We start from the raw sequence: 14672 nt of genomic DNA on the forward strand, positions 1-14672 counted from the left end.
GTTGCGACCCACAGCAGCGGTCAGTGCGACGCGACGACCGCTCGCGACATGCGTCCGACCACGAGCACGAGCGCGACCGACACCACCAGCAGCCCCACGTACGCCCACGGCAGCACCATCAGGCCGCCCGCGTCGAAGATGAGCGCTCCGACGAGCGCGCCACCGCCGATCCCGACGTTGAAGGACGTCGTGTACAGCGCGCTCGCGGTGTCGCGGAACGCGGGCGACGAGGTGTGCAGCATCCGCGTCTGGAGCAGCGGCGGGAGCGCGCCGAAAGCGAGTCCCCAGAGGATGAATGCGATAAGCGCGAGCACGATCTGGCCGGCGAGCAGGGCGAGCGCCGCCACGGCGATCCCGGTCACGACGAGCGCGAGGATCAGCCCCAGCTGCGGCCGCGGACCGAACACCGAACCAGCCAGTATCAGACCGCCCGCGCCCGCGATCCCGTAGATGAACAGGAGCGCACCGACGTTGCCCGACGGCACGCCCATCGGCCCCGTCAGGAACGGCACGACGAACGTGTAGAACGCGTAGTGCCCGACCATGGTGACGGCCGCGATCACGCAGACCATGATGACCAGCGGGATGGTGCGGTCGCGCGGCCTAGGAACCGTGCGGTCACGTTCACGCCGCCGCTTGCCGTCCGCCTCCCGCTCGACCGCCGGGAGGAACTTCCAGATGACGACTGCACCCACCATCATGAGCGCGGCGAGCAGGCCGAACGACAGCCGCCAGCCGAAGACGTGCCCCGCGAACGTGCCGAGCGGCACACCGAGCACGAACGCCAGCGTCCCGCCGCCGAGGGTGATCGAGACGGCACGGCCGATCTGCTCCTTGGGCACCAGGTGGCCGGCGTACGCGCCGACGATCGACCAGAACATGCCGTGCGCGACTCCGCCGAGCACGCGCGAGCCGACCACGAAGGCATAGTCCGGCGCGATCGCGGTGAGCGCGTTCGAGATGCCGAGCACGACGAGGATGCCGATCAGCAGGCCGTGGCGCGGCCAGCGCCGGGTCAGCGCCGTCAACGGGGCGCTGGTGACCACGACGGTGAACGCGAACACGGTCACGAGAAGCCCGATCTGGGCCTCGCTCACGCCGAGCGAGGAGCTCATGTCCGGCAGCAGGCCGGTCGGGATCATCTCGCTGGTGACGGAGAGGAAGGTGGCCGCGGCCAGGGCGATCAGCCCGGTCCACGGGAATTTCGGCGCGATGCGCGCCGGAGTCGTCGAAGTGGCAGTCATACGGATCTGTCCAACGGACGGCGTTCCCCGGCCATTCCGCCGCGAGTGCGGGCCTCGGTGCCGGTGCCAGTGGCTGGCTGCGGCTTCCGGGAGGAATGGCGGGTCGACTACGCGCCCATGTGCGCGCCCAGGGCCGTGCGGGAACCGCCGACCACGGACGATTCTACCGGAGGCCGTCGAGAATGGCAGCGCTGTCCGAGATCTCGATCAGCGGCGCGTACAGCGCCATCGCGTCCAGGGCCCGCTGGTGGTCGGCATCGCTGAGGCCGGCGCACGCGTCGGCCGCGACCCGGATGCGCACGCCCGCGTCCGCGGCTCCCAGCGCCGTGCTCAGCACGCAGCAGTCCGTGGAGACGCCGGCGAGCACCACATCCTGCGACCCGTCGAGCGCCTCCCGCAGCGCGGTACCCCACTTGCCGAACGTCGTCTCGGTGACCACCGGATGCCCGGTGTCGCGGAAGGCGAGCACCAGGTCGTAGATCGGGTCGTCGGCCGGGACGAGCGCGAACGGCCACTGCTCGTAGTACGGCACCCAGGCGCCCTCCGGCCGCTCCGGTGCGATGAAGCGGGTGAACACGACGCGCTCGAAGGCGGGCACCATCCCGGCGATCACGGCCTCCGCGTCCGCGAAGCGCGGGGTGAGCCAGGGGCTCGCCGGGTCACCGAACACCTGCTGCATGTCGACGACGACGAGCGTCGGGCCGGTCATCGCTCCTCCTGCCGGCGCACCGCGTTGCGAGAGAACAGCAGCGTGCCCAGGTAGCCGATGACCAGCGCGACGAGCACGCCCAGGTTCGCGAAGGCCCAGTCGCCCTCCTTGCCGCCGATCGGGCCGAGGAGGTATCCCTGCCAGGCCAGCCACGAGGCGGAACCGTTGGTGACGAGGCCCCAGCCGATCGCGGTTCCGACCACGATCAGCGCGATCGGCAGCCAGCGGATGGCGCCGTAGCGACCGCGCCGGTCATATAGCTCGGGCTCCGCGTAGTCGCGGCGGCGCAGCTGGATGTCGGCGATGAAGATGCCGCACCAGGCGGCGATCGGCACGCCCAGCGTGATGAGGAACCCCTGGAACGGGCCGAGGAAGTCGGTAGCGAAGAACACGACATAGATCGCGCCGGCGGTCATGATGATGCCGTCGATGCCCGCGGCGACGTACCGCGGGACGCGGACGCCCACGCTGAGCAGCGCCAGCCCGGACGAGTAGATGTCGAGCACGGCACCGCCGACGAGCCCGAGAACGGCGACGATGACGAACGGCACCAGGAACCAGGTGGGCAGCAGCGACGCGAGCGCGCCGATCGGGTCGGCGGCGATGGCCTCGCTCAGCTTCGAGGAGGAGCCGGCGAGCAGGATGCCGAAGATCAGCAGGATGACCGGGGCGAGCGACGAGCCGAAGGTCGTCCATCCCACCACTCCCCCGCTGCGGGCGCTGCGCGGCAGGTAGCGGGAGTAGTCGGCGGCGGCGTTCACCCAGCCGAGCCCGAAGCCGGTGAGCATGAAGACGAACCCGCCGATCACGTGCGGCGCGTCTCCAGCGGGGAGCGCCGCGACGGCGCCGAGGTCGATGTGGTTCAGGACCAGCAGGATGTAGACCACGGTCAGCACGCCGGTCACGATCGTGATGACCATCTGCATGCGCATGATCAGGTTGAAGCCGATCACGCCGCCGACGATGACGAGCGCGACGACGACGATGAGGGCCACCAGCTTGGTGACGACCCCGCCCTCCCAGCCGAGTTGTTCGAACACGGTCGCGGTGGCGAGCGCGGCGAGCGAGACGAGCACGGTCTCCCATCCGACCGTGAGCAGCCACGACAGCGCCGAGGGCACCCGGTTGCCCTCCACCCCGAACACGGCGCGGCTGAGCACCATCGTCGGCGCGGATCCGCGCTTTCCGGCGAGCGCGATCACGCCGCACAGCAGGAACGAGGCGACGATCCCGATGACGCCGACGATGGTCGCCTGCCAGAACGAGATGCCGAAGCCGAGCAGGAACGACCCGTAGCTGAGCCCGAACACCGAGACGTTGGCGCCGAACCACGGCCAGAACAGGTCGCGCGGCCGCCCCTTCCGCTCACTCTCGTGAATGGTGTTGAGCCCGTTCAGCTCCACGTCGAAAGCGGACGCCGCGCCCGAACGGGTATCGGGCGCGTCCTCACCGGTGCTGGTCATGCACCGATCGTGGTGCACCCCGCCCCGGCGCGTCAACCGCGGCGCGCTCAGGCAGCCCAGGGATTAATGACGGGGACGCCCACGTCGGCGAAATCCTTGTCCCGCGTCGCCACTGCGTCAGCTTCGGCGGCGAGGGCCGTTGCTGCGATCATGGCGTCGGCGAGCGCGATCGGGCGGCCCGCCGCCTCCCGGACCGATCTGATAGTGGCGCACTCCGCCGCGGCGACCGGATCGAACGGGAGCGTGCGGGCGTGGTAGTACCCGAGGATCTCGAGGATGATCCCGGCCTTGTGTTCCGACCGACGGCCGTCCTGCATGCGATTGGCTCCGGTGAGCATCTCCATGACGGTGACGACCGAGATTCGCAGCTCGTCCTCGACGGAGGCGAACCAGGACAGCACACGCGGGTCCGGCTCGGGCTTCGCGAACTCCGACAGGACGTTCGTGTCGAGCAGGATCATTCGTCCATCGCTTCGACCCGGTTGCGGATGAACTCCACGAAGCCCAGCTTCTTGTAGTTCGGACGCGGGTCGACAGGTTCCCCCACCGCGACCCGTCCCGCGATGTATTCGAGCTCTTCACCGACCGTCCGACTCTCGCCGCGAGCCATGAGCTCGAGGGTCTCGTAGATGTCCACGTCGAGACCGACGGTCACCGATACTTGCTTCATCATCAGATGCCTCCTAATGCAGACATATTTTGGATATCAACCAACGCTATCATGCCGACCGCTACCCTGATCTGGTGACCGACTCCTCCGCCTCCAACCACTGGGTGCTCACCTTCAGCTGCTCCGACCGCCCCGGGATCGTGCACGCGGTCAGCGGCGCGATCGTCGCCGCGCGCGGCAACATCACCGAGAGCCAGCAGTTCGCGAGCACCGACACCGGCCGCTTCTTCATGCGGCTGCAGGTGGAGTCGGCGGCGGGACGCGACGAGTTCGAGCGCGCGCTCGCCCCGGTGGTCGAGGAGTTCGGGATGACGCACCGGGTCGACAATGTCGGCCGTCCGCTCCGGACGCTGGTACTCGTGTCGAAGGCCGCGCACTGCCTCAACGACCTGCTGTTCCGTCAGCGCGCGGGCCAGCTGCCGGTCGAGATCCCGCTCGTGCTCTCCAACCACGACACCCTCAGCGACCTCGCCGGGTTCTACGGCGTGCCCTTCGAGTCGCGGGCCGTCACCGACCCTGCGTCGAAGGCGGCGTTCGAGCAGCGCATCCTCGAGGCGGTCGACGAGCACGACATCGAGCTGGTGGTGCTCGCCCGGTACATGCAGATCCTCTCGCCGGAGCTGTGCGAGCGCCTCGCCGGGCGCGCGATCAACATCCACCACTCCTTCCTCCCCGGCTTCAAGGGCGCCAACCCGTACCGCCAGGCGCACGCGCGCGGCGTCAAGCTGATCGGAGCGACCGCCCACTTCGTCACCAGCGATCTCGACGAAGGGCCGATCATCGAGCAGAACGTCGTCCGGGTCGACCACAGCAACACTGTGCAGGAGCTGGTCGCGATCGGGCAGGACGAGGAGAGCCGGACGCTGACGCAGGCCGTGAAGTGGTTCGCGGAGGACCGCGTGCTGCTCGACGGCGCGCGCACCATCATCTTCCGTTGATCCTCGCTGTCTCGGCCCCACGGCGCGTCGGTAGACTGCCGTGGTGACCTCAGCACCCGACCAGCACGCCCGGCTCACGGTGGGGCCGAACGACATCCTGCGCTTCGTCCTGGAGCTGTTCGCCATCGTCTCGCTGGGCATCTGGGGCTTCCTGGCCTGGCCGCTGCCGTGGAACATCCTCGTCGGCATCGGCGCTCCGGTCGTGGCCATCCTGCTGTGGGCGCTGTTCCGCTCGCCGCGCGCGGTGCTGCACGTCGACCCGTTCGTGAAGGCGATCGTCGAGATCGTCGTGATGGGCTCCGCTGCGTTCGCCTGGTGGGACCTCGGCCAGCCGGTGGTCGCCATCGTCTTCGCGGTGATCGCGACCATCAGCGGCGTGATCAACGGACGGCGCGAGTTCTCATGACCGGCCTCGTCATCCACAGCGCCCGCAAGGTGGATGCGGATGGGCTGGTCGACGACTTCTGGCTCGCCACCGACGGAGCGCACATCACCGCGACCGGCAGCGGATCGGGCTGGCGCGAGGCGGTGCGCGGCACGGATGACGACGCCTCATCGGACGCCGGGCCGCACGTCATCGACGCGCACGGTCACTGGCTGACCCCGGGCTTCATCGACCTGCACTGCCACGGCGGCGGAGGCCACCCCTACGACGACGGCATCGACCAGATGCGTGCAGCGCTCGCGACGCACCGCGCGCACGGCACCACCCGCTCCCTGATCTCGCACGTCGCGAACCCGCTGGCCTCGCTGCGCGAGAGCCTCGCGGTCGTCGCCGAGCTGACCGCGAGCGACCCGCTCGTGCTGGGATCGCACCTGGAGGGCCCGTTCCTCGCGCCGGAGCGACGTGGAGCGCACGACGCCCGCTTCCTCCGCGACCCGGAGCCGGAGGCCGTGGAGGAGCTCATCGCCGCGGCCCGCGGAACCCTCCGGACGGCGACCATCGCGCCCGAGCTGCCCAACGCCCTGGAGGCGATCGGCGTGCTGATCGAGGCCGGTGCGGTCGTCGGCGTCGGCCACACGACCGCCGGGTACGCCGAGACGGCCCGCGCCTTCGAGGTGGGCGCGCGGCTGCTCACGCACGCGTTCAATGCGATGCCGGGCATCCATCACCGGGCGCCCGGTCCGGTCCTGGCCGCGATCGACAACGCCGAGATCACGCTCGAGCTCATCCTGGACGGGCTGCACGTCGACCCGACGGTCGGGGCGCTGCTGTTCCGCGAGGCGCCGGGGCGCGTCGCCCTCGTGACCGACGCGATGGCCGCGGCAGGCGCCACCGACGGCGACTACCGCCTCGGCGGCCTCAACGTCACGGTCCACGACGGACTGGCCGTGCTCTCCGGCACCGACACGATCGCCGGCTCGACGCTGACGCAGGATGTCGCCCTGCGGAATGCCGTCACGCTCGCCGGGCTCGACCCGGTCACCGCCGTCACCGCGCTCACACGGACTCCCGCGCATGTGCTCGGCGAGGGCCACCGCCTCGGACGGCTGCACGCCGGGTACGTCGCCGACGCGGTCCTCCTCGACCACGACTGGCGTGTCACCGCCGTCGTCGCCGACGGCTCCCCCCTCGCCTGACCGCACGACCCTCCCCGCGCCGGCCTCCCGCCGTCGAGTCCGCGAACTTTGCACGCCCCGGCGGCGTTTCGCGTGCAGTTTGTGCGGACTCGACGGTGGGTGGGCGCGGGTGCGGACGGATCAGAGGGTCTGCCAGGAGGGCTTGTTCGCGTAGGCGTAGCGGTAGTAGTCGAGGTTGCGCAGGCGGGAGGCGGCCGGTTCGTCGACGAGCACGGTGACGTGCGGGTGCAGCTGGATGGCCGAGCCCGGGTTCGAGGCCGACACCGGCCCCTCCACCGCACCCGCCAGGGCCTCCGCCTTGCCCTCGCCGAACGCCAGCAGCATCAGGTGCCGCGCGCGCAGGATGGTCGACAGCCCCTGCGTGATGCAGTGCATCGGCACGTCGTCCTCCGACGCGAAGAAACGCGCGTTGTCCTTGCGGGTCTGCTCGGTCAGCGTCTTCACGCGGGTCACCGACGCGAACGACGAACCGGGCTCGTTGAACCCGATGTGGCCGTCGGTCCCGATGCCGAGGAGCTGCACATCCACTCCCCCGGACTCCGCGATCGCCTTCTCGTAGTCGGCCCCCGCGTGCTCGATGCCGTCGAGGGATCCGTTGGGCACGTGGATGAGCGACGGCGTCAGCCCGAGCGGCTCGACGACCTCGCGCGTGATCACTGCTCGGTACGACTCGGGATGGCCGGCCGGCAGTCCCACGTACTCGTCCAGCGCGTACCCGCGCACGTGGGACACATCCACACCGCGCTCCTGGATGCCGCGCTCGAGGGCTCGGTAGACCGCCAGCGGGGTGGATCCGGTCGCGAGGCCCAGCACCGCATCGGGCTTGGCGGCGATCAGGTCGAGGATGCTGCGCGCGGCGAGCTCGCCCGCGGCGTCCTGGTCGCGGACGACGACGATTTCGGCCATCAGTTCTCTCCTACGAGTGCCGCGCCCAGCGCGGCGACGGGGGTGCCTTCGGGAACGAGGCGCACCCTCCCGGGCAGGTCGAGCGACGCCAGGAACGGCGACGTGCGCTCCCAGTCGTGCAGCACCTCGTGGACGTCGCCGAGCAGGCGCTCCCCGAGGTGGCTCAGACCGCCGCCGATGACGACGGTGCCGACATCGACGGTGAGCACGAGGATGCGCACCGCTGAGGCGATGCCCGCAGCCAGCCTAGCCGTGATCGCGCGGGCGACGGGGTCGCCGTCGGCCGCCGCGGCGAACACCGCGCGCACCGGCAGCGGGTCGTCGGTCGGCCACTGGCGGGCGACGCCCGATCCGCTCGCGACGGTCTCCAGGCAGCCGCGCTGACCGCAGGCGCAGAGGGCTCCCTGCGGGTCGACGGGCAGGTGGCCGATCTCGCCGGCGATGCCCGTGCTCCCGCGCCAGAGGCGTCCGTCGACGACGATGCCGGCGGCCATCCCGGTCCCGAGGTTGAGGAACGCCATCGTGCCGGTCAGGCCGAGCAGGTGGTAGGCGCCGAGGGCCGCGGCCTTGACGTCGTTCTCGACGCGGACTCCGACGCCGAGGCGGCCGGCGAGCATCCCGCCGAGTTCGAGCTGCTCCAGCCCCAGGTTGACCGCGTGCGCGACCTGCCCCGAAGCGGTGTCGACCATCCCGGGCACACCGATCCCGATCGACTGGAAGCCGCCCGGTGCGAGGCCGGTGAGCTCGCCGATGCGCGACACAGCGGCCACGGCGGTCTCGACGACGGCGTCATGCCCGAACCCCGTGACCAGACGCACCCGCTGGGTGAGCGCGCCGAGCTCGTCGACGGCGACCGCGTCGGTCTTGGTGCCGCCGATGTCGATCCCGAGCCTCACGTCCGGCGTCCGAGCAGTTCGAGGAGGGCGCGACCGACCAGGCGGGATGCGCCGAAGGTCGCGATGTCGGCATAGGCGCGGTCGTCACTGGGCCAGCCCATGTCGACGACGAGCACGCGTTCGCGTTCGGCGCGCAACCGATCGATGGCGGCACGGGCGAAAGCGTGCCGGTGGTTGTCCTTGCCGATGACGAGCACCGGGGACTGCGCGGCGAGCACCAGGTCGGGGTGGTCGTTCTCCGTGAAGACGACCGCCGGGTTGGCGGTGAAGGCCGCGGCCCACGCGGTTCCAGGGTCGGCCTCGACTTCCGAGAACGGCCCCCAGGGCGCCGTTCCGACCGCGATGTTGGCGACCGTGTCGATGCGGACGACCGAGTACCGTCCGCCGCCGTTCTCCCGCAGCCACTCCCACGCCTGCTCGCTCACGTCGAACGCACGCTCCGCTGCCGCGACATCCGCCGCCCGCACCTGGCTCCGCCCCGCCGTCGAGTCCGCAGACTTTGCACGCTCGGCAGGCGTGTCGTGTGCAAATTGTGCGGACTCGACGGTGGGCGGAAGGGACGGGGCGGGAGGCGCGACGCGGAGGGAGCGGGCGAGGGTGCGGACGCGGGCGGCGGCGGTGGAGACGCGGGCGGCGGGGAGGCGGTCCGCCGCGACGGCGTCGGCGATCGCCCGCTCGATCGCGGCGAGCTCCTCGTCGGTGTTCTCCGTGCCGATGCACAGCAGGTCGCAGCCGGCGGCGAGCGCCAGCACAGCCGCCTCCGGGATGCCACGCTCACCGCTCGCGCCCTGCATGTCGAGCGCATCGCTGACGACGACGCCCTCGAAGCCGAGCTCGCCGCGCAGTATCCCCTCGATGATCGCCGGGCTGAGCGTGGCCGGGAGCACCGCATCCAGCTGCGGGAGCAGGATGTGCGATGTCATGACCGCTCGCGCCCCCGCCTCGATCACAGCGCGGAACGGGACGAGCTCCCGCTCGCGCAGCTGCTGCGGCGACAGGTCGACGACCGGCAGCTCGAGGTGCGAGTCGGTGCCGGTGTCACCGTGCCCGGGGAAGTGCTTGGCGGCGACCGCGACACCCGCCGCCTGGAGCCCGCGCGTCCAGGCGGCACCGTGCTCGGCGACCACCTCGGGCGTCGAGCCGAAGCTCCGCACGCCGATCACCGGGTTGTCCGGGTTGGAGTTGATGTCGATGTCCGGGGCGAAGTCGAGGTTCACGCCCGCGCGCCTCAGCTCCTGGCCGACCCGGTGCGCCACGCGCTCGGTGTAGTCCGCGTCGCCGAGACGGCCCAGGATGGCGTTGCCCGGATAGGGCGAACCGCTCCCGTAGTACAGCCGGGTGACGTCGCCGCCCTCTTCGTCGATCGCGATCACCGCATCCGGGTTGGCCGCGTAGATCGCGTCGGTCAGCGCGCGCAGCTGCTCCGCGGTGGCGATGTTCTGCCCGAACAGGCATACACCGCCGAGGCCGCCGCGCAGGCGCTCCTCGAGCCACGCGGGCAGCGTCGTCCCGACGAACCCGGGCAGCAGCGTCGCGGCGATGCTGCGGCGGAGGTCCGGATCGGTGACGGCGGTGTGGGCGACGGACGCGCCGCTCACCCCTTCACCGCCCCGCTGACGAGACCGCTGGTCATCCGGCCCTGCACGATGAGGAAGAAGATGATGACCGGCACGGCGACGAGAGTGGATGCGGCCATGACCTGTCCCCAGTCGGTCGCCCGCGACGCGGACTGCTGGACGAAGCCGCGCAGCCACAGCGGAAGCGTCGCGCTGCTCGACTGCGGGAGGATGACGAGTGCCACCGTGAACTCGTTCCACGCCTGCAGGAAGGCGTAGACGCCGGAGGCGACGAGCCCCGGGGCGAGCAGGGGGAACGTGATCCGCAGGAACGCCTGCGTCCGGCTGAGGCCGTCCACCATGGCGGCCTCCTCCAGGTCGGCGGGGATGCCGGCGACGAAGCCGCGCAGCATCCAGATCGTGAAGGGCACGACGGCGGCGATGTAGAGGATGCTGACCCCGACGACCGTGTTGAGCAGGCCCAGCGTGCCCATCAGCTTGTACTGGGCGATGAACAGGCCCTCGGCGGGGAGCATCTGGATCAGCAGCACCGCGAGCACGAACGAGCGACGCCCGCGGAACTTGAACCGGCTGATCGCGAGCGCCGCCAAGAACGCGAACGCCAGGCAGCACACCACGGTGATGAGGGCGACCGCGACGCTCATCCCGAGCGCCGGGAAGAACGTCCCACCTTCGACGACGGCCGAGAAGTTGTCGAAGGATCCGCCGAACGGAAGCCACGTCGGCGTGGTGTTCTGCAGGATGACGTTCGGCAGCAGCGACGAGTTCACCATCCAATACACCGGGAACACCCACACCAGGGCGAGCACGATGCCGAGCGCGCCGAGCAGCACGCGGGAGGCGCGGATGCGCCGGCGGGTCCGGGGCCGCGCCGTGACGGCGGCGGGCCGGGTCGAGGTCGCTGTGGTCACGATTCGTCCTCCTTGAGCAGGGAGCGCACGTAGAACCAGCTGAGCGCGACGGTGAGGACGAGCACGAAGACGCTGACGGCGCTCGCCATCGCGAAGTCGCTCGAGCCGACGCCGAGCTGGTAGATGTAGGTGCCGAGCAGGTTGGTCTCGCTGGCGATGGAGCCCTTGTCCTGCAGCAGTTTGATCTGCGCGAAGACGCGCAGGTCCCAGATGATCTGCAGCAGCAGGACGATGCCGAGCACGGGCCGGATGATCGGCAGGATGATGTAACGCAGCCGCTGCCATCCCCGCGCGCCGTCCATCTGCGCGGCCTCGACGACCTCCGTGGAGACCTGGGTCAGCCCGGCGTAGACGGAGAACGCGACGAAGGGCACGCTCATCCACGTCACGATCACCATCGCGACGAAGAAGAAGGAGAGCGGGTTCTGCAGCCAGTTGTGGTCCTGGAAGTCGAGCCCCCACGAGGTGAGCACGTAGTTGACGACGCCGCGGCGCCAGTCGAACAGCCAGTTCCAGACGGTCATGGCGGCGACGACCGGCATGGCCCAGGCGAGCAGCAGCGAGACCTGCAGGATGATGCGCACGACCTTGTTGACGGCGTTCATCAGCAGCGCCATCCCGACGCCGATGACGACCGTGACGAAGGCGGTGACCAGGCAGAAGGCGATCGAACGGCCGACGACGACCCAGGTGTAACCGTCGGAGAAGAGCGTGATGTAGTTCTCGAACCAGACGAACTCGGCCGGTTTGCCGAACTGCTGGGCGAGTCCGAAGTGCTGCATCGACGTGATCAGCTGCCACACGATCGGGTAGCCGAGCGCGACGAGCAGGATGATGATGGCCGGGAGCAGCAGGGAGTACGGCGTGAGCTTCCCGCGGCGGCGGCGCGGTGCGTCCGGCGCCGGTGCCGGTGGTGTCGCGAGAGCGAGGCGGGTGTCCTCGGTGGCGGTCACGGGCGTCCTCCTTTCTGTGTTGCGGAGTCAGTCTGAGGGCAGCGACGAGGGCGCGGAAGGGGTGCCTCCGCGCCCTCGCCGATCGCTGAGCGCTAGCTCTTGACGTTGAGCAGCGCGTCGATCTTCTTGTCGTACTCCTGCGCGAGCGCCTTCAGGTCGGACGCATCGCGGATCTTGGAGAAGAACTCCTCCATCACGTTGCCCGCCTCGACCGAGGCCCAGCCGGGTGCGGCCGGCGTGAGCTTCGAGTTGGATGCCGACTCGATGAGCGCCTTCGCGAACTGGTCGTCGCCGAGCGAGGAGGTGTACTTCTCGTTCGCCGGGCCCAGGCCGTTCTTGCCGAGCATCTCCTGGTACTCCTTGGAGAAGATGATCTTCAGGAGTGTCTTCGACAGCCCCGGCTCCTTGGTCTTCGCCGAGATGCCGATGTTGGAGCCGCCCGCGAACACGGGTGCCGGCTTGCCGTCGTTGCCCGGGAGCACGAAGGTGCCGAACGTGGCGTCGTTCCAGGTGCGCGTCGGCTTGCCGTCGTCGCCCTTCCCGATGTCGCCGATCGACCAGTGCGCCCATCCCGGAGCCATGATGGTGGCCGCCGCGAGGGAGGTGTCACCGGTCTTGTTCCCGTCGGCGTCGACCGTCTGGTCGGTGTCGTTGAGGTAGATGTACTGGTTCGAGTCCTTGGCGTCGTTCGGCGCCTTGGACGCGTTCTTGTACAGGTCCTGGAGCTGCTGGAGGCCCTTCAGCGACTCCTCCGACTCGAGGGTGGCCTTCCACTTGTCGCCGTCCTTCTTGGCGATGTCCCCGCCGTTGGCGAAGATCCAGGAGATGCCGTCGCGCCAGTCCTGGCCGCCGAGGAAGAAGCCGGAGAAGTTGTTGATCCCCTTCGGGTTCTTCGCGGTGATGTCGGCCACGTTGGTGTTGAACTGGTCGAGCGTCGTGGGGACGCTGACCCCGGCCGCCTGGTAGATGTCCTTGCGGTAGAACATGTAGCGCGACCCGAAGTAGTACGGCAGCGTGTAGTTCTTGCCGTCGACCTTTCCGGCCTCGACGAAGGACTGCAGCAGGTCGCTCCCGCCGAGGTCCTTGTACATGTCGGAGATGTCGAGGAAGGCGCCGACGTTGGTGAACGTGGGCGACTGCGTGTTGCCCATCTCGGTGACGTCCGGCGTGTTGTTGGCGTCCGGGAGGGCCGTGGTGAGCTTGGTGACGATGTCTCCCCAGTCCTGCTGCTCGATCTTGAGGGTCGCCCCGGTCTCCTTGTTGAACTCCGTCTTGAGGTAGTCGCGGAGCTTGTCCGGGGTGTCGGAGCCGACGAGCCACAGGGTGACCGTCTTGCCCTTGCCGTCGGTGCTCGCGGCGGTCGAGCCTCCCGAGGCGCATCCGGCGAGCACGAGAGCGGAAGCCGTTGCCACAGCGGCGAGGCCGACGAGCTTTCTCTTCATTGCTGGTTCCTTTCGTAGTGGTCAGTGGCTGCAGGTGCAGCACACCGTCGGTGCAGGGGTCGTGGTTCGGGTGGTGCTGTGTTAAGAGACCCCGAGTTGTCCGGAGAGGACGAGTACGGCCGCGCCGCGGAGGACGATGTCCTGCCCCTGCGTGGTCATCCGGAGGGACAGGTCGGCATGGTTCTGGGCCATGGTCCGGTTCCGGAGCGTGTGGACGGTCGCCTCGGCGAGGGGGCCGTCGAGCAGTTCGGTCGGGCCGCTGAGCACGATCTCCGACAGGTTGAGCGCGCCGACGACGGGCGCGAGGGCGATGCCGAGCCGCTGCCCCGCCTCGCGGAGGATGGGCGTCGCGTCGACGCCGGCGGCCTCTGCCTCGCGGATGCCGCGCTGCAGTTGCGGAACGCTGAGCCAGTGCTCGAGCACCTGGTCGCGGTTGTACGTGGTCTCGAGGCCCAGGTCGGTCCCGACCATGACCTGCCCGATCTCGCCCGCAGCGAAGTGGCTGCCGTAGACGAGCGCGCCGGCGACGAGGAGGCCCGCGCCGATACCGTGGCCGACGCGGATGAGCATCATGTCGCCCGCGGCTCCGCCATACGTGTGCTCGGCGAGCGCTGCGGCGTTGGCGTCGTTGGCGACGACGACGGGCAGACCCGTGCGTGCCGCGAGGCGCTGCTGCAGCGGGAGGTCGTCCCAGCCGAGGTTCGGCGCCGTCAGGATGGTGCCGGTCAGGTCGACGACACCGGGTGAGCCCACTCCCATCCCGAGCACGGGTGCGGTGGTGGCGGCGACCAGCCGGTCGACCAGGGCGTCGACCTTGACGGCCGCGGACTCGCCGGTGGCGGACTCGCCGCCCTCGCCGTCCGCGAGCATGACCTCTGCCCTGGCCAGGATGCGCCCGTCCAGGTCCATGACCGCTCCGCGGAAACGGTCGTGGTCGCTGAGGTCCACTCCGATGATCTGGTGCGCCGCGCGGTCGATGTCGAGGAGGACGGCCGGCTTGCCGGGTCGCGCCGACTCCCGCTGGCCCAGCTCGATGACGAGCCCCTCGGCGAGCAGTTCGGCGACCAGGTCGGAGACCGTCACCCGGGTGAGCCCCGTCTCCCTGGCGAGGTCTGCGCGACTGCGCTGCCCATCCCGGTACAAGGTCTGCAGAACGAGCGACCGGTTGTGGCTGCGAGCGTGCTCGGGGAGCACCTTGGCGCGCGGCCGGAGAGCCCGGCCCGGAGCCAGTCCCCCGGTGCTTCCCTGCACCTCGGTCGTCGTCATGTTTGTTAGTAAAGCTTACGAACAAATGAATTGCAAGAGACGAAACGAAGTTGTTACACGGACTCCGCGTGGTCCCGACTTCCGTTCTGCGCGCCCTCCGACCCGGGATTAGGCTC

The 14672-nt window shown here is 69.8% G+C and carries 15 protein-coding genes; 3 read left to right on the plus strand and 12 right to left on the minus strand.

The genetic code is table 11. From position 1 onward, the window contains the following. Positions 1–20: 20 nt before the first annotated feature. The 5 genes from J2Y42_RS16950 to J2Y42_RS16970 all read right to left on the minus strand — a co-directional run bounded on the left by J2Y42_RS16950 (position 21) and on the right by J2Y42_RS16970 (position 4089). Positions 21–1244: an MFS transporter gene (locus tag J2Y42_RS16950; RefSeq protein ID WP_309860836.1), complete on the minus strand. Its 1224-nt coding sequence runs from the start codon at positions 1242–1244 to the stop codon at positions 21–23. A 163-nt stretch (positions 1245–1407) separates the two neighbouring features. Then, entirely contained in the window at positions 1408–1953 is a 546-nt protein-coding gene (locus tag J2Y42_RS16955; RefSeq protein ID WP_309860839.1) for an isochorismatase family cysteine hydrolase, read from the minus strand. Then, complete coding sequence (locus J2Y42_RS16960; protein WP_309860842.1) at positions 1950–3416, minus strand: cytosine permease; 1467 nt, start codon at positions 3414–3416, stop codon at positions 1950–1952. The genes J2Y42_RS16955 and J2Y42_RS16960 overlap by 4 nt, the downstream gene beginning before the upstream one ends. A 47-nt stretch (positions 3417–3463) precedes the next feature. Next, positions 3464–3877, minus strand: a complete 414-nt coding sequence (locus J2Y42_RS16965; protein WP_309860844.1) for a PIN domain-containing protein — start codon at positions 3875–3877, stop codon at positions 3464–3466. Continuing rightward, complete coding sequence (locus J2Y42_RS16970) at positions 3874–4089, minus strand: hypothetical protein (RefSeq protein WP_018191865.1); 216 nt, start codon at positions 4087–4089, stop codon at positions 3874–3876. The genes J2Y42_RS16965 and J2Y42_RS16970 overlap by 4 nt, the downstream gene beginning before the upstream one ends. Before the next feature lie 71 nt (positions 4090–4160). On the opposite strand from J2Y42_RS16970, the gene purU reads away from it, so the two are divergent. Genes purU through nagA form a run of 3 tightly spaced genes read left to right on the plus strand, consistent with a single transcriptional unit; the run spans position 4161 to position 6605 of the window. After that, entirely contained in the window at positions 4161–5024 is an 864-nt protein-coding gene (gene purU / locus J2Y42_RS16975) for a formyltetrahydrofolate deformylase (protein WP_309860850.1), read from the plus strand. 43 nt (positions 5025–5067) lie between these two features. Beyond that, entirely contained in the window at positions 5068–5430 is a 363-nt protein-coding gene (locus J2Y42_RS16980) for a YrdB family protein (protein WP_231947045.1), read from the plus strand. Continuing rightward, complete coding sequence (nagA, locus tag J2Y42_RS16985) at positions 5427–6605, plus strand: N-acetylglucosamine-6-phosphate deacetylase (protein ID WP_309860853.1); 1179 nt, start codon at positions 5427–5429, stop codon at positions 6603–6605. Before J2Y42_RS16980 ends, nagA begins: the two co-directional genes overlap by 4 nt. Positions 6606–6725: 120 nt before the next feature. Here nagA and nagB read toward each other — a convergent pair whose 3' ends face one another. From nagB to J2Y42_RS17020, 7 genes are all read right to left on the minus strand, one after another. After that, positions 6726–7511, minus strand: coding sequence for a glucosamine-6-phosphate deaminase (nagB, locus tag J2Y42_RS16990; RefSeq protein WP_309860857.1), 786 nt, complete (start codon positions 7509–7511; stop codon positions 6726–6728). Continuing rightward, positions 7511–8407: an ROK family protein gene (locus J2Y42_RS16995; RefSeq protein WP_309860860.1), complete on the minus strand. Its 897-nt coding sequence runs from the start codon at positions 8405–8407 to the stop codon at positions 7511–7513. Before J2Y42_RS16995 ends, nagB begins: the two co-directional genes overlap by 1 nt. Beyond that, positions 8404–10005 carry a beta-N-acetylhexosaminidase gene (gene nagZ / locus J2Y42_RS17000; RefSeq protein ID WP_309860863.1) on the minus strand — a complete coding sequence of 534 codons (1602 nt, stop codon included), beginning with the start codon at positions 10003–10005 and terminating at the stop codon, positions 8404–8406. The genes J2Y42_RS16995 and nagZ overlap by 4 nt, the downstream gene beginning before the upstream one ends. Continuing rightward, positions 10002–10895 carry a carbohydrate ABC transporter permease gene (locus J2Y42_RS17005; protein ID WP_018191872.1) on the minus strand — a complete coding sequence of 298 codons (894 nt, stop codon included), beginning with the start codon at positions 10893–10895 and terminating at the stop codon, positions 10002–10004. The genes nagZ and J2Y42_RS17005 overlap by 4 nt, the downstream gene beginning before the upstream one ends. Beyond that, entirely contained in the window at positions 10892–11848 is a 957-nt protein-coding gene (locus J2Y42_RS17010) for a sugar ABC transporter permease (RefSeq protein WP_309860868.1), read from the minus strand. The genes J2Y42_RS17005 and J2Y42_RS17010 overlap by 4 nt, the downstream gene beginning before the upstream one ends. Before the next feature lie 92 nt (positions 11849–11940). Beyond that, positions 11941–13290, minus strand: coding sequence for an extracellular solute-binding protein (locus J2Y42_RS17015; RefSeq protein ID WP_309860873.1), 1350 nt, complete (start codon positions 13288–13290; stop codon positions 11941–11943). 81 nt (positions 13291–13371) lie between these two features. Beyond that, entirely contained in the window at positions 13372–14556 is a 1185-nt protein-coding gene (locus tag J2Y42_RS17020; protein ID WP_309860876.1) for an ROK family transcriptional regulator, read from the minus strand. Between the last annotated feature and the right edge of the window lie 116 nt (positions 14557–14672).

The sequence above is a fragment of the Leifsonia sp. 1010 genome, from assembly GCF_031455295.1.
Lineage (GTDB): Bacteria > Actinomycetota > Actinomycetes > Actinomycetales > Microbacteriaceae > Leifsonia.